Origin of the sequence: Vibrio marisflavi CECT 7928 (assembly GCF_921294215.1) — a bacterium.
GTDB classification, from domain to species: Bacteria; Pseudomonadota; Gammaproteobacteria; order Enterobacterales; family Vibrionaceae; genus Vibrio; species Vibrio marisflavi.
The window spans coordinates 1,686,262-1,710,465 of the sequence record NZ_CAKLDM010000002.1 but is presented as its reverse complement, the minus strand read 5'-3'; the positions used below and the strand labels follow the sequence as shown (position 1 = coordinate 1,710,465).

Genomic DNA, 24,204 nt, shown 5'->3' with positions numbered 1-24,204 from the left:
TTTGATATTTATGCAGCTTTTAGTGCCAATAACGCTTTTTAATTTATCCAATGTTTGCATGGTTACTCGAATTTGCTGACTGTTTAGTAGATTACGAGTTGATTGTTGTTAACAGTTTGTTGCTTCAATTGTTATCAGATGCTAATTTCTAGCCATGCATATTTTTTATCAATGCATTGCCACAAACATTTGGATATTGAGTATACAAGGGAGTGAAAGTGGATGAGTGACGCCTCAGCGCTGATGATAAATGATCTTCACAAAACATTCGGCCAGAATGAAGTTTTAAAAGGAATTTCATTAGAAGCACATAAGGGCGATGTCATATCCATCATTGGCTCTTCCGGTTCAGGAAAGAGTACTTTTTTGCGTTGTATCAACTTACTAGAAATACCGACCATGGGCGAAATATGGGTCAATGGCGAGTTGATAAAAATGAAGCATAACCGACGAGGTGATGCTCAACCCGCAAATGAAAAACAGGTTCAACGCATTCGCTCTAGACTGGCCATGGTATTTCAAGGGTTCAACCTTTGGTCGCATATGACGGTTTTGGAAAACGTTATTGAAGCGCCTGTCCATGTTTTAGGTATCCCTAAGAAACAAGCTTTAGAAAATGCAGAACTGCTACTTAAAAAAGTCGGCCTCTATGAGCGCAAAGATTACTACCCAGGGCACCTCTCTGGAGGGCAGCAACAGCGCGCAGCGATAGCAAGAGCTTTGGCTGTGGAGCCAGAAGTAATGTTATTTGATGAACCAACTTCAGCTCTTGACCCAGAATTGGTCGGTGAAGTATTAGGGGTAATGCGCGATCTCGCTGAAGAAGGTAGAACAATGTTAGTGGTTACACACGAAATGGCTTTTGCTCGTGATGTTTCTAGCCACGTAATGTTCCTTCATCAAGGTTTAGTGGAGGAGCAGGGCGATCCAGCAAAACTGTTTTCCAACCCAGAATCTGAACGGCTGCAACAATTTATTTCATCGATTTATTAATACCCTATGGAAATATAACCTACGCTTTAAATGATAATTAACCTATTAGATGAAGCAAATTACCAATCACAGGAGTGTGGACATGAAGAAGTGGTTACTCGCAATCGCTATCACAGCAACAACAATTTCCGGACTAGCTCAAGCTAAACAATGGACAGTGGTGCGATTTGGTATTGAGGGAGCTTATCCTCCTTTTAGCTGGACGGAAGCAGATGGTTCACTAAAAGGGTTTGATGTTGATATGGCATTAGCTCTATGCCAAGAAATGCAAGTTGAATGTAAGATTGTTCCACAGGATTGGGACGGTATTATTCCTTCTCTACTAGCGCGTAAATATGATGCGATTATCGCGGCAATGTCGATTACTGAAGAACGTAAGAAAAAAGTTGCCTTTACAAATAAATATGCGCTAATCCCTAATAAATTCATTGCCAAAAAAGGCACTAATTTGACGTTTACACCAGAAGGTCTGAAAGGCGTAAAAATCGGTGTTCAGCGCGCAACTACTCATGATAAGTACCTGACTGACAACTATGGTGACTCTGTAGAAATTGTTCGCTACGGTTCTTTTGATGACGCTTACCTTGATTTGAAGAGTGGACGTATTGTTGCAGTGCTGGGTGATGCTTCAGCACTTGAAGAAGGCGTGCTAAAGAAACCTGGTGGGGAAGAGTATGAGTTTGTTGGCCCTTCTTTGACGGATCCTAAATGGTTTGGTGATGGCTTCGGTATCGCGACTCGTAAGCAAGACAAAGAGCTTACAGAGAAATTGAACGTGGCTATTCAATCACTTCGTGACAAAGGTAAGTACAAAGAAATTCAAGATAAATTCTTTGCTTACGATGTTTATGGAAATTAATGTGTGTCTATTAAGAGAGGCGAGAGCCTCTCTTAATTTTTTTGCCATCTGGCAATCATCATGTATCTCTAGCGGTGGACATAAATCGTGATGGATCTGCAAGGTTACGAGTTATCTATACTCGAAGGTGCACTGCTCACTATTCAAGTGGCGTTGTTGTCTCTGTTTTTAGCGGTGGTACTGGGCATGCTTGGTGCTTTAGCTAAGTTATCTCCTTATCGTATAGCGCGATACATCGCTACGTTATACACCACAGTTATTCGAGGTATTCCCGATCTCGTTTTGATGATGTTGATATTTTTCGGTGGGCAGATTTTGGTTAACAACGGGCTCCACTATATTAACGAATCACTAAACCAATGGTTTGCCTCTCAAGACCCTAGTCATGTGTGGGTTCCTTATGTGCCTGACTACATTGATGTGAGCCCATTTATTGCAGGCGTTATAACTATTGGATTTATTTTTGGCGCATATATGGCGGAAACTTTCCGAGGCGCGATAATGGCTGTTGACAGTGGTGAACTAGAAGCAGGCAAAGCCTATGGAATGAGTCCATTTCTTTCTTTCCGAAGAATTCTGCTGCCGCAAATGATACGTCACGCTCTTCCAGGTTTTGGTAATAACTGGCTAGTTTTGCTTAAAACGACGGCTCTAGTTTCCATTATTGGTTTGGACGATATGGTTCGAGTGAGCACCTTGGCAGCAGGCTCTACAAAAATGCCATTTACCTTCTATATGGCTGTCGCTTTGATTTTTCTACTTTTTACAGCTATCTCAACTGGGCTACTAAAAGTCGTTGAGCGCAAATTTAGTATTCATACGAGGTAGAACATGGATTTCAGTTTAGTCGTAGAAAGCTTTCCAATTTACCTTGATGGCCTATGGACTACGGTATGGCTAGTGGTAGCGGCACTTATTATCGGCTTATTCATATCTATACCGGTAGCGGTTGCCCGCAATAGCCAACATTATATTCTCAGTGCTCCTTCTTGGGCATTTATCTATTTCTTCCGTGGTACACCACTACTAGTTCAGCTTTATCTCATTTATTACGGTATGGATCAGTTTTTTGCCGTAAAAGATACGTTGTGGGAGCATGCTTGGTTCTGTGCATTAGTTGCTTTTGTGCTAAATACTTCCGCATACACCGCAGAGATCATTCGCGGAGCTATCAACGGACTGCCCAAAGGAGAAATTGAAGCAGCAAAAGCTTATGGGATGAGTGTTTGGAAGACTTACTACCGAATTATCTTACCAAGTGCACTTAGAAGAGCCTTGCCAGCATACAGTAACGAAGTCGTGTTTATGCTACACGGCAGCGCGGTGGCTGGTATCGTGACAATCATGGATTTGACTGGAGCAGCTCGTTTGGTTAACTCACGTTATTATGCTCCGTTTGAATCGTTCTTGACTGCAGGCCTATTCTATATGTGCTTGACGTTTATAATTCTGTGGTGCTTTAAGCAAGCGGAAAAACGCTTCTTAGCGTATTTGAGACCTTTAAGTTAGTTTCCTCGGTAAAGAAACCAAAAGAGCACCTATATGGTGCTCTTTTGGTATGGTGATAAGCAAATATGATCAGCTCGAGAAACTTGCCCAGATAGGCGCATGATCAGATGGCTTCTCAATACCTCTTAATTCATAGTCTATGTCGGATTCAGTACATTTCTTTGCAAGATTTGGAGTGGCTAAAATAACATCTATCCGTAGGCCTCGATTGTCATCAAAACCTCTTGAACGATAGTCAAACCACGAATACTTATTGTCTACCTCTGGGTGTAGGTTGCGAAATGTGTCTTCGAAGCCCCAGTCCAAAAGTGTGCTTAACCATTCACGTTCTTCAGGCTGAAAAGAGCACTTACCAGTTTTTAGCCAGCGTTTTCGGTTTTGTTCTCCAATACCAATGTCTAAGTCAATTGGGCTAATGTTGATATCGCCCATCACGATAACTTGTTCGTCGCTAGAGTGATGGTTATTTAAGTAACCCATTAGATCTTTGTAAAATTGCCTTTTATATGGAAATTTAGTTTCGTGGCTAATGTTGTCGCCTTGGGGGAAATAGCCGTTTAAAACGGTTGTCTTCTGGCCATTCTCGTCTTCAAACGTAGCCATAATCATGCGCTTTTGATGTTCTTCAGAGTCAGTAGGGAAACCTTTTTGGATTGAGAGTGGCTCTTTCTTGCATAGCATCGCGACGCCATAGTGAGCCTTTTGTCCGTGGTAATAGACTTTGTATCCCATCGCTTCAACATCTTCTACTGGGAAAGCTTCGTCATGAACTTTGATCTCTTGAAGACCAATAACGTCAGGTTGATGTTTGTCTATAAGAGCTTGTAGTTGATGTAAACGAGCGCGAAGGCCGTTGATATTGAAACTGACTACTTTCATTTTTTATCCTATGAGAACTTTCAATGCACTAAATGGGCATATATACACAGATATTCTATACGGAGAGATAGTATAACCAAACAACTCGAAGCTAGCACCTACAGGTTGTTTGGTTAACATGTTAGGAGAGGTTGGATGTTCGTTGAGATAGAAACCTACTCAATGACAATCCGTTTATGCGCTATTCCAGTATGGCAATCAATGCACGTTTTTCCTGTTTTTCCAAGCTGTTCGTGGTTTAGCTTAGCCCGCTGAGGTTGTTTGGTTAAGTCGAAGTTACTTCCGGTATGACAATAGCGGCAGTTGGCTGAATTGTCCTTTTCCATCGTATCCCAGACCTTTTGGGCTAGTTCAGGTCTATGTTGTTCGAAGTTCTCCTTAGTAATTGTACCTGCCAGCATGTAGTAAATATCGGCGGTTGCCATGATCTTCACTTTCATTTTGTCGACAAAGTCGTGAGGAACGTGACAGTCAGCACAGGTTGCTATAACTTTGCCGTTTCTCATATAGTGATCGGATGCTTTGTACTCCTGTACGATGGTATCCATTTTAAGGTGGCAGCTAAAACAAAATGCGTTTTGATTGGTGAGTGTCATTACGCCTTGAAAACTACCAATAGCAAGCAGCAATACGAAGACACCAATTGGTATGCCCAAAAGTAACGGCTTTTTCAGCCAGCTCCACAACGTGTGGAGCCGACCTTGGTGACGAGTATCGGACTTAGGTTTCCCCATGTCATCCTCCCAGCACGGAGCAGGTTATTTGTTTTCGTTTAGATAGCGAGACTTGAATGCTTTCTGTGCATCCTTACGTGCTTTCTTAACTGAATCTGGCTCTTTACCAGAGAACCAAGCATGCTCGGGCCTTGCTAGAATATCTTCCAATACTTTTCGTGCACGTTTGGCGCCATCAACATTGCCTTTGTGCTCAGCTTTTTCTACCACTTCCAAATACTGAGGTACCATTTCGATATAGAAACGCTCCGCGACCTCATACATACCATGCCATTGAACATAGTCTGGGGCCATCATCGCAGCACCATGACGCGCGCGGCGGCCTTCGTGATGCCATAGATAGAACCAAGTCCATTCAATTTCTTCGTCAAATGCTGTTTCGGTTAGCATTTTTTCGTCATATAGAATGCCCATTAGTTGCTTACCAGGACGAGCGAATTTCTCGTTATAGAGTTCAACTAAGTGGTCAAACTGTTGGTAGAAGCTATTGACCATTGATTTAGTATGGCAAGATTGACACACATTCTGCATATCAGCTCTACGGTCTTGCCAGCTTTTTGTTTCTTTGCCCATAGCCTTTGCTTTCGCATCAATTTTTTCAGATATTGCTGGCCGAAGTGTCCAAGAAATCCTATCGCCTACGTCATGAGTGACCGGTAGGTCACTGGTAGCGGACATATGACAAGTTGCGCAAGTTGGTGCCGCATCGTAGTCTTCACCCACGATCCATTTTGATGAATCCATGTTCATGCGATCAACATGAGCATAAAAGTTGATGCCGTGCTTGGATTCTTCATAGATTTCTTTTTGAGGGTGATCGGGCCCTAGGTGACATTTGCCGCACGCTTCTGGGCGTCTTGCTTGTACCATATCAAATTCATGGCGTTGGTGACATGCAGTACAGGCACCAAGCGAACCATCTGGGTTAATACGGCCAATGCCAGTGTTTGGCCAAGTGGTAGGGTCTAAGTCGCCGTTTTCCAGTACTTTGACTTCAGAACCATGACACTGCCAACAACCACTAACGGCAGCTGGTGACTCTCCGTTGAAAGATAGGGACCCTTCCACAACCTCAGCTAAGAAATTATCCAGTGAGCCAATAATCTGACCAGCTTTCGCATGGTGGCTTTTCTCAAATTCTTCAACTTGCTTAGAATGGCAATTGCTGCAGTCTTTAGGTGAAACTATTACAGCGATGTCAAACCCTTGGTGCTTGATAGCATCTTTGTCGACAGGATCTGCTTGGTGACACTCATAACAACCGACATTGGCGCCAAAGTGTTTTGAACGTCCCCATTGAGCATAAATTGAAGGGTTCTTTTCTTTGTGACAAGCGGCACATTCTTTACTTTCAGGGCTTAGCTGATCAAATGGTTTTAGAACCAGTGCTTCTGGTTTGGCATTGGCGCTAAACGAAAGTATTGTCACTATGATAAAAAAAGATGCTAACAAGAGTCGCATCCATGTTGAGTGGTTGCCTCGTTCCATGTCCATATCGGGCCTCAATCTCTCAGTGAAAGTTTGAACAGTGTTGACTAAATATCATCCTAATAGATGATTTTAGAACCAATCAATAAAACCACAATTAAAAAGTGGGTAATTTGGGAGGAGGGGTGAGTAGGAACATAAATAAGTGAGCTTTTATTGATTTATATCAGTTTGCTATGTTTGTTACTGAGAGTAACTAGTATCTGCAACAAAAGGCTCATTGCACGTTATCGGTAGATGTTGGTAATTCCTCCGACAATAATTGCCGAAAGCCTATCGCTGTTACGTAAGTGATGGATTCATGAAAAAACATAGCGCCAAATACAGCTGCAAATATCAAGTTAGAATACAGCCAAGGGGCAGTAACTGTCGCACTTGATGCAAGGCTGTAACCCAAATTGCGTATAGATCGATTAAGAGCGGAAGAGATAATAAATGCTATTAGAATTAACCAGCTTACGGCGGTTACGTTTGATAAGCTTGCTGGCGAATGACTTAGTTGCCAAAAGAGTAACGGTAAACTGCAGAGGCCGGATACTAAGAAAGTCCAGCAGACTTGGGAGGTTACTCTCAATTCAGATTTGGACACACGATGTGCAACGACTTGGGTGACTGCAAGAGTTATTGCCGCAGCTGCACCATAAGCAATACCCGTGTGTAGATCAACTGCTCCTCCCTCTGTTAATAAAAACACGCCAGAAAATGCGATCAGCAGAGAGATAGTATTTTTTAGTTTGATTTTTCTTCTATAAGCTAGCCAGTCTACAAATGGAATGAGCAGTGGTGAAAGGCTTATCATCAACGTAGCGCCTATCAAGCTCATACTAGAGAGGGTAATCAAAATAAGCAGTTGAGAGAACATGGTTGCAAAACAAATCGCAGAGATGGAAAAGAACCTAACAGTTAATAAAAAGCCGACTAACATTTCGCCAGTTAACTTCTTCGCCGCGGTATTCTGCGTAGCTAAGAAAAATGTAGAAATAACAACTAATGAAGATGCTTTTATATCTTTGTTCAACATGCTATTCACCTTGCAGAAATGTTGGGGCTTATTTTAGAAGGCGAGCTATTTAAGAGTAGCGATTTAAATTCGCGTACTTGTTAGAAGAAATTACAATTAACCTATTTACAAGCTCCCATCTTGATTTCGAATACACTGATTTGACTAAGAATCTTGTTTGAAGGCATAAAGAGGCAGTTTTTATGCCCAACACTTCAAAAATTGTCTATCTTTAGTAATAAATTTAACAATTTTGTAAACCTATAATTGATTCAAATGGCAAATGTGGTCTAATTGGAACGGATATTGCCTAAGCTTATGAGTTTTTGCTTTTTATAAGGACATTGTATGCGAACCCTGTCTGTTCAGTGGAAGATTACGATTCTTGCGGGATTTTGTTTGTTAATCACTTCACTCTCTTTAGTTGGATTCTCTGTTTATAACGCGCTCGGAAATCAAAAGATCATCAAAGAGCAAAGCTCGGAGTCAGTGATAAATAAGTCTCAGCAGCTACTGGAAACGCGGGCATTATTTAATGCATCGTTAGTCGCAGAATTTTTAAACGAGTCTATTTACCGTTCTGAAATGCTCGCGAGCAATGCTTTATTCTATAAAACCAATACCGAAGAGAATTTTGGATCAAGTGAAGAGTTGAGAACAGCACTCAACGATATGGTTAAGAGTGCCGTTGTGTCATACAAGAATATCCAAGGTGCTTATTTGGTGTTCAAGCCAGATATGCTTGATAGTGAAGATAGTAACTATCAAAACGCAGACTACGTCGGCTCAAATGAAAAAGGACGTTTTGCCTCATATTGGTTAGAAGATGGAGATGATGCGAAAGAGAATGTTCTGAGCGAAAAATCGTTGACAGATTCGACTAACAGTGAGCGCTTTTTCTGCCCGTTGTCTAGTGGCAGTACTTGCGTATCCAGTCCTAAACTAACCCAAACAAGCAGTGTTGAACAGCTCACTTCCTCAATCTCAGTTCCTATTCAACAAGATGGTGAAACCATTGGTTTCTTTGGGATTGACTTGAACTTAAACCCACTAGCTGCGATTGCTCAAGAATCGGATCAAAGTTTATTTAGTGGCTCTGGAGATATTTTTATTATCAGTTTGGATGGCTCGTTGATAGCTTCAGACAATAGTGAATTAGCGGTTGGTTCTCCATTCAGTAGTGAGCATGTTTCTAGTGAAGCGGTGACTGACTTCTTATTTGGCAATAAGGTCGTCACCAAGTGGAGTACTGATGGTAATTGGTTAACAGTTTTCGCTCCGATCCAAGTCGCGAACCAGACGTGGGGCGTTATATTTGAAATGCCACGAGCGAGTGTTCTTGCCGATGCAGACCACCTAGATCAGATGATTAGTAGCCAGGTGGAAAAGGGCGTTTATGTCGAGTTAGGTACAGGCGCAATAGCGGTGATCATTGGACTCATCGTGATTGCATTTATGTCGAGAAGCTTAGTGAAGCCCATTCGAGATGTCGTTGCCCGATTAGATGATATTGCTTCTGGAGAAGGGGACTTAACTCAACGGTTGAATGTAAAATCTCAAGATGAAATCGGCCAACTTGCTAGTGGTTTTAACCTCTTTCTTGAAAAGCTTCAGAACACTATAAGTCAGGTTGTGGATACTACTCATCAAGTGGCTTCTACTACAGACCAAGCGAAAACTGCTGCAGTACACACGCGATCAAGTAGTGAATCTCAATTTAAAGAAGTGGATTTAGTTGCCACTGCGTGTGAAGAGATGACGCAAACGGCGGGACTAGTAGTGCAAAATGCTGAAGTTGCGGTAAATGCTGCAGGAGAAGCAAACGAGGCTGCCAACTCTGGTAAAGAAGTTATTGAGCGCTCTGAAGAAGAAATGATGAAGTTGGTTGAGCGAATGACCAGTGCTGTTCCTGTTGTAGAGGAACTGGCCAAGAACAACGCCAATATTACCGACATTCTCACTGTAATCGAAGGCATTTCAGAACAAACAAACTTACTTGCATTGAATGCTGCAATTGAGGCAGCACGAGCGGGTGAGCAAGGGCGTGGTTTTGCAGTTGTTGCCGATGAGGTAAGGAATCTAGCTAGCAGAACTCAAGACTCTGTTGGTGAAATTCGAAGTGTGATTGAAAAAGTACAACGCGGTACGCAAGACGTGGTAGAAGCCATCAATCAAGGTAATGAGTTAGCCAATGACTCTGCACATCAAGTGAATAAAGCTGTAGAAGAATTAAGTCACATTTTTGAATCGATTGCTGCTATCAACGACATGAACAGCCAAATTGTTCGTGCAGCTGAAGAGCAGCAAGCAGTTTCAGGTGAAGTTAACCAAAGTATCACCAACATACGCGATTTGAGTGCTCAGATCCTCGAGCAAGCTGGTGAATCAGAAGCTGTCGGTGAGCAAATCGGTAACCTATCGAGTAAACAACAGCAACTCGTTAATCAGTTTAAAGTCTAGCGATCTCTAACCTTCGAAATACCAATAGCCTTTGTTCACCAACTCGGTGAGCAGAGCTATTGAATGACAGTTCATTGTAGATGTGTCAGTTACCGTAAAGCTTGGTTGATTGCAAAGCTTTTCAACTAACTGGTGATTTTCTGCGGCATCAAACTTTTCTCCGTTGATATAAACGCATTGTGAATCATCACTGTGATAAAAAGCCCTCAAACCAGACACTTTGGTTAGCATTGATCCAGAAGCAAGCTCGTCAAGAATGTGTTCTGTCGTGTATGCAGGTTCAGGCTCGATGATATCAAGTTGGTGGCGAGGCTGGCTCAGCATTGTCGCCAAAAAGTCTTTCATCAATTGTGGTTGGGCAATGCTTTTCTCTAGTATCGACTGAAGCTGATTAAGGGTGCTCTTGTTGATCTCACCGCCATTGGTTTGTAGTTCAATGTCTTCAGTAGTCACATGTTCTTCGCCAAGGTTTTCAGCTAAATAGTAGTCTGCAAACTGGCTCACTAACTCTTGTTCTTTTGGTGTGCGATAACCAATTGAATAGCTGATACTATTTTCTAGCGCATAACCTTCATGTGGGAATCCCGGTGGTATATATAGAATATCTCCCGGCTCAAGAACCTCATCAATAACCGAGTCAAATTGCTTTATTTGTCTTAGTGCATTTGCTTGGATTATTTCTTCATACTGGCCTTTGTCTTTTGCACCAACGCGCCAATGCCTTTTGCCAAGGCCCTGAATAATAAAAACATCATATTGATCGATATGTGGACCAACTCCACCACCCGGTGTCGAATAGCTGATCATCACGTCATCAAAAATCCATTGTGGAATTTGAGAAAAAGGTGGAACAAGCTCTGCGGCACCTGAGTGCCAATGGTTGGCAGCTTGAATGACGATTTGCCAATGGCTTTCCGCTAGTGTAGCGAATTTATTTTCCTCAAATGGCCCATGTTCAGCAGCCCACTTGCCATTAGCATTTGAGATAAAACGTGAGTCGACCTCCTGTTCAAGTGATAACCCCGCTAATTCTTCTGGTGTTATAGGGTCAACAAAATCTGCAAAACCCGCTTTTATAACCACAGGCTCTCTTTGCCAATATTGTTTTACAAACTCTTGTAAGGAAAAGGTCAGTTGGTACATGTGCATCCTAATTTAACAATTTTTTGCGCTGATTTTATTTTCGAGATCGTGTTTAACGATTTCAATTGCTGCGAGCGCAGTTTCTGGCTCGACTTCGTTGCTTTCCAGTAGATAGATAAGATCGACAGCAAGTTTTATCTCATCGGGCGCATTATCTAAAGGATTTGATTTGTTAGGCTTATCTAAACTCATAACTATTTGCTTTTCTCCCTGAAAGTAATTTGTTTCTCTAACTTTAGTTTCGAGTCTTGGCAGCGCTTGAGGCGCTGTTCTGTCTTGATTAATGTTTGTTGCGCTTGTGCCTGCTGACTAAATGACGCTTGCGAAACGGCTAACTCTTGTGCTCTAACCATCTCTTTCAAGCGACGTTCCCATTCTTGATGCTGAGCAAGATCTTGATAAAGACGATGAATTGACTTGCGGAAATAATGGCGGTGTTTGGGCTCTTTTTTCCTGATCGATAATGTAGAAAGCTCTCGTTGAATCGCTTCAATTTGTGCGACCAATCGTTGGGTTAAAAACTCAGCGTGCTGCCTAGTGAGCTTTTCGGTTTGCTGCTCTCGAGTTAAGCTCGATAACGTCGCTTGTGCCTCTTCTACACATGGAACTAATAGGCGAGCTTTACCATGAAAAAGCCGTTCATCAAATAATGCTTGATGATGCTCGCCTCTAGTTCTATCGACTTGAGTTGCTTGTTTATTCAAACTCTCTAAGGTGTGCTCAATTTGGCTAAGTTGTCGCATACATCAAAACCACGCTTGGTAGGCCAACTTAATAGATAATATGCTTACAACGCATACAAATACAGGTCGAATAAATTTGGCACCAAAACGTATTGCTGTGTGCGCGCCGAGGAACGCTCCTGCCATTAAACACACACCCATTGTTAAACCAAGAACCCAGTGCACATGTCCTAAGTAAGCAAAAACGATCAAAGAGGTAAAGTTGCTGGTAAAATTCATAGCCTTAGCAAGCCCCGACGCCAGCAAAATATTAAGCCTATAAAGTGCCATCGAACTTACCGTCCAAAAAGCACCAGTACCCGGCCCAGCCATCCCATCATAAAACCCAAGCACAACACCTTGGATTGACTGTTTCTTATGAAATTTTGGATCAGAAGTGGGAATGGCATTTTTGTGCGCATCAGGTGTTTTGTGCCAAATGGTGTAAATAGCTGCAGCTAAAATAATCAGTGGCAAGGCTTTATCGAGAAAAGCAGTACTGATTTTATCGACAAGCAGTACGCCAGCGATGGCACCAACTAAAGTCGCAATAAAACACCGAGCCCAAAACTGAGGCTTAAATAAGCGTTTTCTATAATAGGTAAAAGCCGCGGTTGAAGAAGCAAAAGAAGCCGCTACTTTATTTGTGCCGAGAGCAATATGTGGTGGTAAACCCAACGACAGCAAAGCGGGAACCGTTAGCATACCACCACCGCCGGCTACAGCATCGATAAATCCAGCAAAAAATGCTACTAAAGCCAAAATGACCAGCGTGGTTGGCTCAATATATTCCATAGGGTACAGTCTATTTATTGTTATAGTGACGACTTGAAGTTTAGAGCCCTTGAGGCCTAATACTCAATATTTCTTTTAAATGGCGGCAATGAATCGAGCAGTGCTTGGCCATAACGTTTGGTGACGATGCGTCGATCAAGGATGATGACTCTACCAGAATCTTGCTCTTTACGCAGTAGTCGCCCTACAGATTGAATTAACTTTTTGCTCGCTTCTGGTACTGTGATCTGCATAAACGGATTGCCTCCTTTATGCTCGATATATTCAGAGTGTGCTTGTTCAACGGGAGAGGTTGGAACTGCAAAAGGAATTTTGGTAATAACTAAATTTTCTAGTAACTCGCCGGGCAAATCCAAACCTTCGGAAAAACTACCGGTACCAAAAAGGATGCTTGTTTTTCCACATTGGACTAACGTTTTGTGTTTGTTGAGTATCTTAGTACGTGAAGAGTCCCCTTGAACTTGTAGCGCCCAACCTTTTTTTATAAATTTTTTGTTCAAAGATTCAGCAACTTGGTTCATCTGCCAATAAGATGCGAACAATACTAAGTTGGCCTTGTTCTCTTTTATGAGTGAGGGAAGTATTTCACATAGGCTATCCGTAAATTGGTCTGCCGATGGCTCTAGCTTCATTTTGGGAATCAAAAGCTCAGCTTGGTTGGCATAATCAAATGGCGATGCTAATGCTAAAAATCGTGTGCCGTCTTCTTCTTTGTCGCTGACACCAGCTTGCTGGCAGAAGAAACGAAAAGAGTTAAGAGCTCGCATCGTCGCGGAAGTTAGTACAGCACCAATGCAGCGGCTCCAGATCTGTTGGTCGAGTTTCCAACCGGCTTCAAGAGGAGATACGTTGACGATAAAATCATCTTCTTTATCTGGGTGTAGCTCCAACCAGCGAGCAAGTGGTGCGCCTTTCTCCCTTTTAGGCTCTGCCATCAAGCTCCATACTTGAGTTAGGTTTTCCATCCTTTGTATATAGAAGCCGATTTCTGCTAGCGCTGGTTCAGCAAGCTTGTTCGACACTTCTCCATCTTTTATACGTTCTGCAATGAGATCGGCAATTTTATTGATTGCTTGATGACCCTTCGAACACATTTGTTTGAGTTCTTGTGATTGCTCTTCCAGCCAGCTAGGTAGATCACCATGTTCAAACCGATAGCACTTATCTTCAAACTGCGCAGGATTAAATTGTCGAGCAAGTTGTGTGAGTGAGGGAACGAGTTGCTGAATGCTATCTTGCAGTTCGTTGCGAAAACGGCTGACACGTTTCTCATCTGCCAAGTTCGCGAATTTTTTCACTGATTGATTTAACTTTTCTAACCAACTAGCTGCGCCCTTTAAACTGGCTGCGGCAGAAGAGTGGTCGCGTGCGACTTTTGGTAGGTGGTGTGCTTCATCGAAGACATAAATAGTGTTTTCTGGTTCAGGGAGAATGATGCCACCACCCAAATCAGCATCGGCCATGACTAAACTGTGATTCGCCACAATCACATCTGCTTTATCCAGCTCTGCACGAGCTTTTTGAAATGGACATTGCCTGTGAGCTGGTAGGCTGTTATTGCAGCTATGCTTATCACTGACAATCATTGACCAAAGCTCATCTTTAATTGGCTCTGGCCATGAGTCTCTGTCTCCATCCCATTTACCGCTTGCGAGCTTTTGATATAGCTCTTGCAGTAATGCGATATCTTTTTCTTTCGGCTTGTTTTCAAATATGGCCAGTTGTCCACCGTCAGTACCGCTAGCCACCATTAGTTTTTCTGCGCAGCAATATCGTTGCCTTCCTTTCACTAGTTGAAAGCGAAAGTCCAAATCGGTAATGCGTCTATATAAAGGAAGGTCTTTGTCTAATAACTGTTCTTGCAGAGCTACAGTTGCGGTTGAAATGACAACTTTACGATTGTTCAAAACTGCAACGGGAACAGCGGCCATTAAATATGAGAGTGATTTACCAATTCCCGTCCCTGCCTCTGCCACGATTAGGCGATTCGTATTGTGGTATTCACCACATAAGGTTTTGGCGATTTCAGCGACTAAGTAATTCTGCGCTCGGCGAGGAACGAAGTTTTCTAGTTGAGCTTGCAGGTTTTGATAGCTGTTTCTTATCGAGGTTTGAATATTATTCGCTGGCATAAAGGGACCGAATTATTTGGAAATTAGGGCGAGTTGATCTTTTGCGATGATTTTTGCAGCAGTTTGTCGCTTCTTTATACAAGGAAGCGGTGGTGCTGTGTAGTAATCTACACAAATCAGCGCTGACGCAGAAGAAAGAAGCGACAAATGCTGCCCGAAGGGTTCGATTGCAAGGTTTCTACTCTTTGTTGCAGGCTAATCACTTAGAATGACTAAGCTTCTTAGCCTGCGCCGCGATTAAAAAACTTGCAATCGAACAAAACTTTACCGAAAAAGATCGACTCACCCGAGATATTAACACAATTTCACACATGCTATTGAGCTCACGAAATAGGTTTTTTTTAGACTAAAAATAGATCTGACTCACAAAATAAAATCCGGTAAAAAAACTGAAAATAAAAACAAATCGAGAAGAATATTATTCCGCTGTGAATGGTTTAATTAGTGAAATATACCAATATTCTGTATTTTATTGATAGTTTTAGGGATAAAGCTTTGAATGTTTTTCGTGTGTTACAAAATATTGATTTACGTGCTAATACTTAAGTAAATACTTATAAATCAAGTTTTTACATCTAAGTCTTTGATTTGTAATTATTTTATTTATTTTTATAAATTACTTTTTAGGCTATTTGACAGTCTGGGGATTCTCTAGCAAGCTTAGCTACGGAATTTGACGGTAGTGACATCCGACCATTTAAGAGTTTGAGTGATTACCAAAAACATAAAGGGAACCGGATAAGGACTTCCCGCACTAAGAAAAGGCAGTGGATTATTATGAAAAAGACGCTAATCGCTCTAGCGGTACTAGCTACGGCTGGTTCTGTAAATGCAGCACAAATCTATGGATCAGATACTTCTAAAGTGTCTCTAAAGGGTGAGATTGACTCGTACATTTCTAACTGGGATAGTGATGCGACCTCTACTAAGTATGATACTGATGTTGACGTTTGGGCAAAGATTCAAATCGACGCAGAACATCAACTAAATGATATGTTTACAGCATTTGGCTCTTTTGAGATCGAGCAAGGGAATGGTTGGAAACCTGCCGATAACGAAGCAAATGGGGCAGTGTTTGATGACCTATATGTTGGTGTGAAAACTGATAAGTGGGGTGTTGTTCTTGGTGAACATGGTGACTGGGCAGATTCACTAGATGCTATTGAAAAAGATGATATTACAAATGAAGGTTACTACCTAAGTGATTCAGGCGGTCACCACCGTGAATCTAAAGGCCACGGTGTTGGATTTAAAGCTACTGTTGTTGACGGTCTAACGTTTGTCGCTGATGTGACAACTGAGCAAACAGATGGATTATCAAACACTTATGGTGCCTCTTTAAACTATGATATCTCAAATTATAGTGTAGGTGTTGCTTATCAAAGTGGTGAAGCTACAGGCGGTACTACTTATAACCCTGATTACTACAAAGGTGGTATTTCTGCATCGGCTACGTTTGGTGGACTATTTGTAGCAGCAACATATTCTGCTTACGAAGGCGTTAACTCAAACTTCGGCTTCTTCGATGATGCTGTTACATCTGGTACTTATTATGAAGGTAATGCTTATGGCGTAGCTGTTTCTTATACAGTAGATAGTTGGAAGCCATATGTGACTTACGGTGTAATGTCTAACGATAAGTCTTACAATAGTTCTACAAATACCAAATCTGATGTTAATAATGCTGATGTAGATAACCTACTTGTAGGTCTTCAGTACACTATTTCTGACAACCTGTTGACGTTCATCGAGTACCAAACAGGTAGTGCTGACGCTGGCTTTACAGGCAGCACAGATCAAGATGGCGACTCTTGGGTTTGGGGTACATACTACACATTCTAAGTTGTTAACAACTTAGTATAAAATCTAAAGCCAACGTGTTACGTTGGCTTTTTCTTTTGAGCTATTAAGGAGAATAGTATGCTGTTTAAGAAGTTTTTCTTAGGTTTCGTTGTTTTTAGTTTTGCGAGTATCGCGTCGGCTGCCACTTTAAAAGCAGGTTCTGGAATAGATATTGCGGTTCTTAATGGGGAAAAAGTTGCGAGTAAAAGTGTGGAGTTGCAACCTGGTGAAAACCAGTTGGTACTTGAGTTTGGTGGCAGGCTAAGAGATGGTGGCAAAGAGGAATACTTAAGCTTCTATCCTTATGTAGCGGTCATCAACAGCGATGGTTACCAAAATATCGAAGTAACGACACTTTCTAACCAGTACAATAAAATAGAAAACCTCTCTGACGATAAAAAACCAGTTTATAAGTTTGTTGCTGATGGAAAAGAAATCGATAGCAAACAGTTTGTCCTACCTGCTCCAGCAGGTGCTTTCCCTTATCGAGATGTTTTAGCACTTATCACGGCTTACAACAAAGAACACGGCTTAGTTTTTGAATCTGGAAAAATCCGTTCGCTGAAAAAAGAAATCGAGCAAGTCAACGGTGGCAAAGCGGTCACTGGCGAAACTGAAAATATTCTTCAGCTTAAACTATGGTATAGCCGTGCAAACCCAGAAGAGCGTGAGCAGTTTGAGCAGTGGGTGAAATCACAGTCATAGTCATTCCAATATTTCCCCGCCCCATTTGTTGCCTAGCCACAACAACAATTATTTAGGGGCAATAGAACAAGATTTAATAGATAGTAATCTTGCTGCAATAAAAAGGGAGCCGATGACCGCCTCCCTTTTTATTGCTTGTAGAAACGCAGGTAGTTTAATCCAGAAAACATTCTGGACTATTCAGTGCAGCCTCTATGGCCTTTACTAGTTTTTCAATATGCTCTGGTTTGCAAATAAATGGCGGCATCATGTAAATTAGTTTGCCGAATGGCCTGATATAAACGCCGTGCTCCACAAACAACTTCTGGATAGGTTCCATATTGACGGGCCTTGTCGTCTCAACCACACCAATAGCACCAAGCCAACGAGTATCTTTGACTAGATCGTAGTGGTTAAGTTTAGGTAGCAGTTCAGCAAATAGCTGTTCAATTTGCTTTGTTTGTCCCTGCCATTCACCTTTTTCTATCAACTCTAAACTCGCGTTTGCCACCGAACAGGCAAGTGGATTTGCCATAAACGTAGGGCCGTGCATAAAGCATCCAGCTTCTCCGCCACATACTGTCATTGCTACTTCTTTTGTCGTGATCGAAGCAGACAATGTCATATATCCACTAGTTAGCGCTTTGCCAACACACATAATATCGGGTTTGATGTTTGCGTGTTCACAACCAAACAGTTTTCCAGTCCTGCCAAAGCCTGTAGCGATTTCATCTAAAATCAGCAGTACGCCAAACTCATCGCACAAGCTTCTCACTTGGCGTAAAAACTCTGGGTTGTATAGCCGCATCCCGCCAGCACCTTGAACAATAGGCTCAAGTATCACTGCAGCGACTTCAGTATGATGTTGATACAGCTTTTGTTTGAAATCGTCAATGTCGCTTTGCTGCCAATCGTCCCAAAAACCTGTTTTCGGTGACTCAGCGAATATGTGCTCTGGTAGGAAACCTTTATAAAGAGAGTGCATCGAGTGGTTAGGGTCGGTCACTGACATAGCGGCGAAAGTATCACCATGATAGCCATCGCGAACCGTTAAAAACTTAGGCCGTTTTTCTCCTTTTGCATGCCAGTATTGCAATGCCATTTTTAACGATACTTCAACAGATACCGATCCAGAGTCTGCCAAGAAAACATGCTCTAAATTGTCAGGTACCATCTTGAGCAGGCGCTTGCACAGGTTAATTGCCGGATCGTGTGTAATCCCACCAAACATAACATGAGACATTTTATCTATCTGAGAATGTGCTGCTGCATTGAGGTGTGGATGATTGTATCCATGGATGGCGGCCCACCAAGAAGACATACCATCGACAAGTTCTCTACCATCTTCCAACTGAAAATAAACATCTCGTGCCCCAACAACCGGATAGCAGGTTAGCGGATCGATGGTAGAAGTGTACGGGTGCCATATGTGCTGACGATCAAACTCTAAATCCATAAATGCCTCAGATTATTTATTGACCAATTGTAAACTTGGATTTCTATGATATGTTGACAGTCTATATCTTGTCGGTAGACTAGCCAACAAAATTATCCCTCTAATAAAAAGGTAGCTCTGTGGAAGTGCGTCAAAATTGGACTGTAGAACAAGTACGTGAACTATTAAATAAACCCTTTATGGATCTCGTTTTCGAAGCGCAGCAAGTGCATAGAAAACACCACCAACATAACTATGTTCAGGTCAGTACGCTGCTTTCTATCAAAACAGGTGCTTGTCCAGAGGATTGTAAGTATTGTCCACAAAGTGCCCATTATCGTACTGATGTTGATCGTGAGCGCCTAATGGAAGTGGAGCGCGTGCTGGATGCAGCTCATAAAGCAAAAAGCGCAGGATCAACTCGTTTTTGCATGGGAGCAGCATGGAAGAACCCGAAAGAGCGCGATATGCCGCACCTTAAACAAATGATCCAAGGTGTAAAAGATCTTGGCTTAGAGACTTGCATGACGTTGGGTATGCTCTCAGCAGATCAAGCTAAAGAGCTATCTGATGCGGGTCTGGATTACTACAACCACAACTTGGATACCTCGCCAGAGTATTACGGCAACATTATTACAACTCGTACCTATCAAGACCGTTTAGACACACTTTCACACGTTCGTAAAGCAGGTATGAAAGTTTGTTCAGGCGGAATTATCGGTATGGGTGAAAGTGCTAATGATCGTGCGGGTCTGCTTGTTGAACTTGCGAATTTACCGACTCAACCAGAGAGTGTGCCAATTAACATGCTAGTAAAAGTTAAAGGCACGCCTTTGGAAGAAGCAGAAGATGTCGATCATTTCGACTTTATTAAGCTAATCGCTGTTGCACGCATCATGATGCCAAAATCTGCTGTACGTTTATCGGCTGGCCGTGAAGGTATGAACGAGCAAATGCAGGCGCTATGTTTTATGGCGGGTGCAAACTCGATTTTTTATGGCTGCAAACTGCTTACTACGCCGAACCCAGATGAAGATAGCGATATGCAGCTGTTTAAGCGTTTAGGGATTAATAGCGAACAAGTGGCTCAAAAACCGGATGCAATTCAAGAAAGCGAGCTGCTTAACCAAGTAGTGGAGCAAGTAGCAGCACGACCAGCGGAAGACGATTTATTCTACGATGCCAGTGTTTGATTCTCGGATTTCTCAAGCGCTTGAAAAAAGGCAGCAAGAGGAGCTGACCAGACACTTGTTTGCTTTCGAGAAAGGCAATACGACTACGATAATTTCCAAAGATCGGCATTATGTCAATTTCTCAAGCAACGATTACCTTGGTTTAGCAGCTGATCCTGAGTTAGCGCTTGCTTGGCAAGAAGGGCTCGACATATACGGTTGTGGCAGTGGTGCGTCGCCGTTAGTCACTGGTTTTAGCCACGCTCATTTGAAGTTAGAACAAGCACTTTGTGATTGGCTTGAATACGATCGTGCCATTTTGTTTAGCTCAGGCTTTTCGGCTAATCAAGCGTTGTTGTTCAGCTTGATGAAAAAGGGTGACTTGCTAATTCAAGATAAGCTTAACCACGCTTCTTTGATGGAGGCGGGGAGCTTGTGCCCTGCGACAATGAAACGCTTTAGGCATGGCGATACTGCTCATCTAAATACATTGTTTGACGAAGCAGCTAGCTCATTAGTTGTTACCGAGGGCGTGTTTAGTATGGATGGCGATCAATCACCTTTGAAGCAAATAGAGCAAGCTTGTCAAAACAAAGCTTGGCTTGCTGTCGACGATGCGCATGGCATTGGCGTGCTAGGCGTCGATGGGCGAGGAAGCACTTTCCATCAAGGTATTAAACCACAAATACTTGTTGTGACGTTTGGCAAAGCGTTTGGCTTGTCTGGGGCTGCAATCTTGTGTAGCGAGCAAGTTGGAGATTACTTAACACAGTTTTCTCGGCACCATGTTTATTCTACAGCGATTCCACCTGCTCAAGCTCATGCTCTTCATCATTCGTTAACGATGATAAAAACTCAGCATTGGCGTAGAGAAAAACTGGATGAACTACAATCTGCTTATAGCGAAAAGCTTCAAGGAATAGACGGTTACATCGATACTCAAACGCCAATTAAGCCTTTAATCATCGGTAAAACGGAATCCGCATTAATTTGCGCTGAGCTATTGAGGCAGAAAGGTTTTTGGGCGACGGCGATTCGCCAACCGACTGTGCCAAAAGGGCAAGCGAGGATACGTATTACTCTCACCGCAAATCATACGGTTGCACAAGTGAATAGTTTGTGTAATTCGATTCTCTATGCAATGGAAAAGGTACAACAATGATTCACGGCTCTTCGAACTCGGTGCAAGCTTATATTGGCTGTGAAGCAGTTGATAAAGAAGCGGTCGCCAATGCTTTTTGTAAAGCTGCCGCGAATTATGACAATTATGCTGAATTTCAAAGAAATGTTGGTCAGCAACTACTCAATAAGTTGCCGAAGGATTTATCTGGCAAAGTGGTGCTCGATTTAGGTAGCGGAACAGGTTATTTCGCGCAAAAGTTGTTAGCTCGTGGAGCAACGGTTGTTTGCGTTGATATTTCTGCTGGAATGCTTGCTGCGGCTAAGAAGCGTTGTGGTGAAGCTGACGTTACCTATTTGCTTGCTGATGCCGAAAGGCTGCCACTTGAGACGGGAAGCGTTGATTATGTTTTTTCTAGCCTAGCATTACAATGGTGCGCTGATTTAGCAGAACCAATTAGAGAGATGAAAAGAATCACCAAGGCAAATGGTAAAGTATTCTTTTCTACCTTGCTTGATGGTTCTCTTATCGAGCTTAAGAAAGCGTGGGCTAAGATTGATTCGTATCAACATGTCAATGATTTCATAAGTAACAATCAAGTAAAAATTGCGTTAGCGCAATCCTGCTGTTCCAACCATGAATTAGACTGTCGAAAAATTACGGTTTGGTACCAATCTGCGTTTGACTTAATGCGCGATTTAAAAGGGATTGGTGCCAATCATGTTGTTGGCCGTTCTCAAGGGCTAACAAGTCGCAAAGCGCTTATGCAAGTCGAGCAAGCGTATACCGTTTTCAAAAACCATTTAAATCTCTTACCTGCAAGTTATCAGGTATGTTTGGGGGTTATTCATCTATGATTGATGCACTATTTGTTGCAGGAACAGATACGGATGTTGGAAAAACTGTTGCATCTAAAGCAATTTTAAATGCTTTTGCGACAAAAGGGTTACTTACTATTGGCTATAAGCCCGTAGCAGCTGGTTGTGATAATACGGATGAAGGCTTTCGTAGTTCAGATGCTTTGTATCTTCAGCAAGCGGCGACTCAGCAAGTTGCGTACGATGACGTCAACCCGTACGCACTAGAGCTTCCAGCTTCACCACACATTGCTGCTAAGAAAGACAATGTTGAAATTGACTATCAGGTTCTTAGCGACAAGTTAGCTAAGCACAAAACCAATTCCGATATTGTATTAGTTGAAGGTGCGGGTGGTTGGCGTGTACCTGTTTCTGATGAAGACTATTTGTCATCTTGGGTAAAGAAAGAAAAGCTTCCAGTTGTGTTAGTGGTTGGGATTAAGCTTGGGTGCTTAAATCATGCGATCTTAACGGCTGAGCAGATCCGTGCCGACGGTTTGGAAATTGTCGGTTGGGTTGCGAACCGAGTGAATCCCGGTACTGAACATTACGCGGAAATTATAAAGATGCTTGAGCAAAAAATTGCCGCGCCTAAGATTGGTGAGATCCCTTACCTTCCTGGTGTTAAGCGTAAAGATTTATCCAAGTATATCCAGCCTGAAGCAATCCTAAATTCATAATTCTTCATAGAGATAATCAAGGCAATAGCTTTTGTTATCTCTAACGAAAATCACAAAGCTTTAATAAAGAATAAGGGCTGCATACGCAGCCCTTATCGGAGCATTAAGAAATTATCGTCCAATTACTTTTCGTCAGACATGCCAAATGCAGCTTGTCTCTCTTTGTCAGTAATTGTTTTTTGCGTTTGCTGTTCGGTTGAAATACCTAACTGCTGCTTCGCTTCGTCTTCAGTAAGACCTAAGTGGCAGCATAGTAAATCAATAGCCATTTTATAGTTGCTCATTTCCACCATAGCCTAAATCCTTGTGTGTGTTAGTTATACTAGTATTGTTATTATATCCAGTACGATACTAGTTTTATTATGTGATCTCAATACGACTAAAGTCTAAACTTATGGTATAAAACCGTTGACTTCCATCTGGGTCACTAATTGTTGCAATTTGTCGTGAAATCTTGAGGTTTTGCCACTGGACTATATGTACAAAAAGTATAGGCTAATGAAATCATAAGACTTATAAGCTCTACTAGAACAATAAGCGTAGTGGCAACGTATTTAATAAAGTCATTGGACAGCTCATTAGGAGAAAGTTAATGAAACGAATTTTATTATTCTTAGCAACTAACCTAGCGGTATTGATCGTACTAGGTATTGTTTTGAATATAGTTTATGCAGTAACAGGTATTCAGCAAGGTAGTTTGTCTGGCTTGTTAGTTCTAGCTGCAGTCTTTGGTTTTGGTGGTTCTTTCATTTCGTTAATGATGTCGAAAGGCATGGCGTTACGATCTGTGGGTGGTGTCGTTATCGAAAACCCAAGGAATGAAACGGAGCATTGGCTTTTGGAAACCGTTCGTCGCCAAGCGCAACAAGTCGGTGTAGGCACACCAACAGTAGCTATTTATGATGCGCCTGACATTAACGCATTTGCTACTGGTGCGAAGAGGAATGACTCGTTAGTCGCGGTATCAACAGGGCTGCTACACAATATGACTCGCGATGAAGCCGAAGCGGTGCTAGCTCATGAAATGAGCCATATCGCGAATGGTGACATGGTAACCATGACTCTATTGCAAGGTGTAGTGAACACATTTGTTATATTCCTATCTCGTTTTATCGCCAATATCGTTGCTTCAAATGATAACGAAGAAGGTCAAGGAAGTAATACGCTCGTTTATTTTGCAGTCTCGATCTTCTTGGATATCGTATTTGGTTTCCTAGCGAGCTTTATTACCATGTGGTACAGCCGTCGACGTGAGTTTTACGCTGATGCTGGTGCTGCTCAGTTAGTGGGAAAGCATAAGATGATTGCTGCACTTGAGCGTCTGAAAATGAGTTATGAACCACAGCTTGAAGGTTCGATGATGGCGTTTGGCATCAATGGTAAGAAGACCTTAACTGAGTTGCTAATGAGCCACCCTCCACTAGACAAACGTATTAATGCTCTGAGAAATATGTAAGAGCCCTTATTGAGAAAAGCTTGGTGTATTACCAAGCTTTTTTTATGCCTGCCTTAAAGTTATTCCCAGCCGGGTTGTTAATCTTTCCGTAATTAGTCTATTAAATAAACATAACGTATTGAATTAAGATAACGTACTTCTAACTTTTCTTCGTTGCTAACTTTGTCTTGAGAGCGATTATCTTGAATAGTAGGTGACTGTTTGTTTAAGAAATTCTGTAACTCGGATGATCCTTCTATCTTCA

23 protein-coding genes are annotated in these 24,204 nt (G+C 42.2%); 12 read left to right on the top strand and 11 right to left on the bottom strand.

Translation table 11 applies throughout. The annotated features are described in order from the left end of the window. The first annotated feature begins 222 nt into the window (after positions 1-222). From L7A31_RS14625 to L7A31_RS14610, 4 genes are all read left to right on the top strand, one after another. A complete protein-coding gene (locus L7A31_RS14625; RefSeq protein WP_237362511.1) occupies positions 223-993 on the top strand; it encodes an ABC transporter ATP-binding protein in 771 nt (256 codons plus the stop codon). An 82-nt stretch (positions 994-1,075) separates the two neighbouring features. After that, a complete protein-coding gene (locus L7A31_RS14620; protein ID WP_237362510.1) occupies positions 1,076-1,852 on the top strand; it encodes an ABC transporter substrate-binding protein in 777 nt (258 codons plus the stop codon). Between the two features lie 87 nt (positions 1,853-1,939). Continuing rightward, positions 1,940-2,680, top strand: coding sequence for an ABC transporter permease (locus L7A31_RS14615; protein WP_237362509.1), 741 nt, complete (start codon positions 1,940-1,942; stop codon positions 2,678-2,680). Positions 2,681-2,683: 3 nt separating this feature from the next. Further along, positions 2,684-3,361: an ABC transporter permease gene (locus L7A31_RS14610; protein WP_237362508.1), complete on the top strand. Its 678-nt coding sequence runs from the start codon at positions 2,684-2,686 to the stop codon at positions 3,359-3,361. A 69-nt stretch (positions 3,362-3,430) separates the two neighbouring features. Here the strand turns inward: L7A31_RS14610 and xthA are convergent, their stop codons facing one another. The 4 genes from xthA to L7A31_RS14590 all read right to left on the bottom strand — a co-directional run bounded on the left by xthA (position 3,431) and on the right by L7A31_RS14590 (position 7,483). Further along, a complete protein-coding gene (gene xthA / locus L7A31_RS14605) occupies positions 3,431-4,240 on the bottom strand; it encodes an exodeoxyribonuclease III (RefSeq protein WP_237362507.1) in 810 nt (269 codons plus the stop codon). A 155-nt stretch (positions 4,241-4,395) separates the two neighbouring features. Continuing rightward, positions 4,396-4,974 (bottom strand): NapC/NirT family cytochrome c, encoded by a 579-nt coding sequence (locus L7A31_RS14600; protein WP_237362506.1) that lies wholly within the window; start codon positions 4,972-4,974, stop codon positions 4,396-4,398. 24 nt (positions 4,975-4,998) lie between these two features. After that, a complete protein-coding gene (locus tag L7A31_RS14595; protein ID WP_237362505.1) occupies positions 4,999-6,468 on the bottom strand; it encodes a multiheme c-type cytochrome in 1,470 nt (489 codons plus the stop codon). A 211-nt stretch (positions 6,469-6,679) separates the two neighbouring features. After that, on the bottom strand, positions 6,680-7,483 hold the full coding sequence (locus L7A31_RS14590; protein ID WP_237362504.1) for a DMT family transporter: 804 nt from the start codon (positions 7,481-7,483) through the stop codon (positions 6,680-6,682). A 327-nt stretch (positions 7,484-7,810) separates the two neighbouring features. On the opposite strand from L7A31_RS14590, the gene L7A31_RS14585 reads away from it, so the two are divergent. Further along, positions 7,811-9,922: a methyl-accepting chemotaxis protein gene (locus L7A31_RS14585; RefSeq protein ID WP_237362503.1), complete on the top strand. Its 2,112-nt coding sequence runs from the start codon at positions 7,811-7,813 to the stop codon at positions 9,920-9,922. 6 nt (positions 9,923-9,928) lie between these two features. On the opposite strand, the gene L7A31_RS14580 is transcribed toward L7A31_RS14585, so the two are convergent. Genes L7A31_RS14580 through dinG form a run of 5 tightly spaced genes read right to left on the bottom strand, consistent with a single transcriptional unit; the run spans position 9,929 to position 14,714 of the window. After that, on the bottom strand, positions 9,929-11,065 hold the full coding sequence (locus L7A31_RS14580) for a ribosomal protein uL16 3-hydroxylase (RefSeq protein ID WP_237362502.1): 1,137 nt from the start codon (positions 11,063-11,065) through the stop codon (positions 9,929-9,931). 12 nt (positions 11,066-11,077) lie between these two features. Then, a complete protein-coding gene (gene rsmS, locus L7A31_RS14575) occupies positions 11,078-11,257 on the bottom strand; it encodes a pleiotropic regulatory protein RsmS (RefSeq protein WP_237362501.1) in 180 nt (59 codons plus the stop codon). 2 nt (positions 11,258-11,259) lie between these two features. Then, positions 11,260-11,808: a primosomal replication protein gene (locus tag L7A31_RS14570; protein ID WP_237362500.1), complete on the bottom strand. Its 549-nt coding sequence runs from the start codon at positions 11,806-11,808 to the stop codon at positions 11,260-11,262. Positions 11,809-11,811: 3 nt separating this feature from the next. Then, positions 11,812-12,582: a sulfite exporter TauE/SafE family protein gene (locus L7A31_RS14565; RefSeq protein ID WP_237362499.1), complete on the bottom strand. Its 771-nt coding sequence runs from the start codon at positions 12,580-12,582 to the stop codon at positions 11,812-11,814. 56 nt (positions 12,583-12,638) lie between these two features. Then, the gene (gene dinG / locus L7A31_RS14560; RefSeq protein ID WP_237362498.1) at positions 12,639-14,714 is read right to left on the bottom strand and encodes an ATP-dependent DNA helicase DinG; all 2,076 of its coding nucleotides are present in this window, start codon (positions 14,712-14,714) and stop codon (positions 12,639-12,641) included. 777 nt (positions 14,715-15,491) lie between these two features. On the opposite strand from dinG, the gene L7A31_RS14555 reads away from it, so the two are divergent. Together L7A31_RS14555 and L7A31_RS14550 are read left to right on the top strand one after the other, a co-directional pair. Continuing rightward, positions 15,492-16,556, top strand: a complete 1,065-nt coding sequence (locus tag L7A31_RS14555) for a porin (protein WP_237362497.1) — start codon at positions 15,492-15,494, stop codon at positions 16,554-16,556. Between the two features lie 78 nt (positions 16,557-16,634). Further along, positions 16,635-17,261 carry a DUF2057 family protein gene (locus L7A31_RS14550; protein ID WP_237362496.1) on the top strand — a complete coding sequence of 209 codons (627 nt, stop codon included), beginning with the start codon at positions 16,635-16,637 and terminating at the stop codon, positions 17,259-17,261. A 154-nt stretch (positions 17,262-17,415) separates the two neighbouring features. Here L7A31_RS14550 and bioA read toward each other — a convergent pair whose 3' ends face one another. Then, complete coding sequence (gene bioA, locus L7A31_RS14545) at positions 17,416-18,696, bottom strand: adenosylmethionine--8-amino-7-oxononanoate transaminase (RefSeq protein ID WP_237362495.1); 1,281 nt, start codon at positions 18,694-18,696, stop codon at positions 17,416-17,418. Positions 18,697-18,815: 119 nt separating this feature from the next. Here bioA and bioB point away from each other — a divergent pair, with 119 nt between their 5' ends. Genes bioB through bioD form a run of 4 tightly spaced genes read left to right on the top strand, consistent with a single transcriptional unit; the run spans position 18,816 to position 22,504 of the window. Then, entirely contained in the window at positions 18,816-19,868 is a 1,053-nt protein-coding gene (bioB, locus tag L7A31_RS14540; RefSeq protein ID WP_237362494.1) for a biotin synthase BioB, read from the top strand. Continuing rightward, positions 19,855-21,009 (top strand): 8-amino-7-oxononanoate synthase, encoded by a 1,155-nt coding sequence (locus L7A31_RS14535; RefSeq protein ID WP_237362493.1) that lies wholly within the window; start codon positions 19,855-19,857, stop codon positions 21,007-21,009. The genes bioB and L7A31_RS14535 overlap by 14 nt, the downstream gene beginning before the upstream one ends. Next, positions 21,006-21,824, top strand: coding sequence for a malonyl-ACP O-methyltransferase BioC (gene bioC / locus L7A31_RS14530; protein ID WP_237362492.1), 819 nt, complete (start codon positions 21,006-21,008; stop codon positions 21,822-21,824). Before L7A31_RS14535 ends, bioC begins: the two co-directional genes overlap by 4 nt. Beyond that, positions 21,821-22,504, top strand: a complete 684-nt coding sequence (gene bioD, locus L7A31_RS14525; protein WP_237362491.1) for a dethiobiotin synthase — start codon at positions 21,821-21,823, stop codon at positions 22,502-22,504. The genes bioC and bioD overlap by 4 nt, the downstream gene beginning before the upstream one ends. Positions 22,505-22,626: 122 nt before the next feature. On the opposite strand, the gene L7A31_RS14520 is transcribed toward bioD, so the two are convergent. Further along, positions 22,627-22,788, bottom strand: coding sequence for a hypothetical protein (locus tag L7A31_RS14520; protein WP_237363613.1), 162 nt, complete (start codon positions 22,786-22,788; stop codon positions 22,627-22,629). A 308-nt stretch (positions 22,789-23,096) separates the two neighbouring features. Here L7A31_RS14520 and htpX point away from each other — a divergent pair, with 308 nt between their 5' ends. After that, entirely contained in the window at positions 23,097-23,960 is an 864-nt protein-coding gene (gene htpX, locus L7A31_RS14515; RefSeq protein ID WP_237362490.1) for a protease HtpX, read from the top strand. Positions 23,961-24,204: the final 244 nt, after the last annotated feature.

Bases quoted from the DNA above. Each gene is read 5' to 3' on its own strand.
- L7A31_RS14625 (WP_237362511.1), top strand. From the start codon at position 223: ATGAGTGACGCCTCAGCGCTGATGATAAATGATCTTCACAAAACATTC.
- L7A31_RS14620 (WP_237362510.1), top strand. From the start codon at position 1,076: ATGAAGAAGTGGTTACTCGCAATCGCTATCACAGCAACAACAATTTCC.
- L7A31_RS14610 (WP_237362508.1), top strand. From the start codon at position 2,684: ATGGATTTCAGTTTAGTCGTAGAAAGCTTTCCAATTTACCTTGATGGC.
- xthA (WP_237362507.1), bottom strand. From the start codon at position 4,240: ATGAAAGTAGTCAGTTTCAATATCAACGGCCTTCGCGCTCGTTTACAT.
- L7A31_RS14600 (WP_237362506.1), bottom strand. From the start codon at position 4,974: ATGGGGAAACCTAAGTCCGATACTCGTCACCAAGGTCGGCTCCACACG.
- L7A31_RS14595 (WP_237362505.1), bottom strand. From the start codon at position 6,468: ATGGACATGGAACGAGGCAACCACTCAACATGGATGCGACTCTTGTTA.
- L7A31_RS14590 (WP_237362504.1), bottom strand. From the start codon at position 7,483: ATGTTGAACAAAGATATAAAAGCATCTTCATTAGTTGTTATTTCTACA.
- L7A31_RS14585 (WP_237362503.1), top strand. From the start codon at position 7,811: ATGCGAACCCTGTCTGTTCAGTGGAAGATTACGATTCTTGCGGGATTT.
- L7A31_RS14580 (WP_237362502.1), bottom strand. From the start codon at position 11,065: ATGTACCAACTGACCTTTTCCTTACAAGAGTTTGTAAAACAATATTGG.
- rsmS (WP_237362501.1), bottom strand. From the start codon at position 11,257: ATGAGTTTAGATAAGCCTAACAAATCAAATCCTTTAGATAATGCGCCC.
- L7A31_RS14570 (WP_237362500.1), bottom strand. From the start codon at position 11,808: ATGCGACAACTTAGCCAAATTGAGCACACCTTAGAGAGTTTGAATAAA.
- L7A31_RS14565 (WP_237362499.1), bottom strand. From the start codon at position 12,582: ATGGAATATATTGAGCCAACCACGCTGGTCATTTTGGCTTTAGTAGCA.
- dinG (WP_237362498.1), bottom strand. From the start codon at position 14,714: ATGCCAGCGAATAATATTCAAACCTCGATAAGAAACAGCTATCAAAAC.
- L7A31_RS14555 (WP_237362497.1), top strand. From the start codon at position 15,492: ATGAAAAAGACGCTAATCGCTCTAGCGGTACTAGCTACGGCTGGTTCT.
- L7A31_RS14550 (WP_237362496.1), top strand. From the start codon at position 16,635: ATGCTGTTTAAGAAGTTTTTCTTAGGTTTCGTTGTTTTTAGTTTTGCG.
- bioA (WP_237362495.1), bottom strand. From the start codon at position 18,696: ATGGATTTAGAGTTTGATCGTCAGCACATATGGCACCCGTACACTTCT.
- L7A31_RS14535 (WP_237362493.1), top strand. From the start codon at position 19,855: ATGCCAGTGTTTGATTCTCGGATTTCTCAAGCGCTTGAAAAAAGGCAG.
- bioC (WP_237362492.1), top strand. From the start codon at position 21,006: ATGATTCACGGCTCTTCGAACTCGGTGCAAGCTTATATTGGCTGTGAA.
- bioD (WP_237362491.1), top strand. From the start codon at position 21,821: ATGATTGATGCACTATTTGTTGCAGGAACAGATACGGATGTTGGAAAA.
- L7A31_RS14520 (WP_237363613.1), bottom strand. From the start codon at position 22,788: ATGAGCAACTATAAAATGGCTATTGATTTACTATGCTGCCACTTAGGT.
- htpX (WP_237362490.1), top strand. From the start codon at position 23,097: ATGAAACGAATTTTATTATTCTTAGCAACTAACCTAGCGGTATTGATC.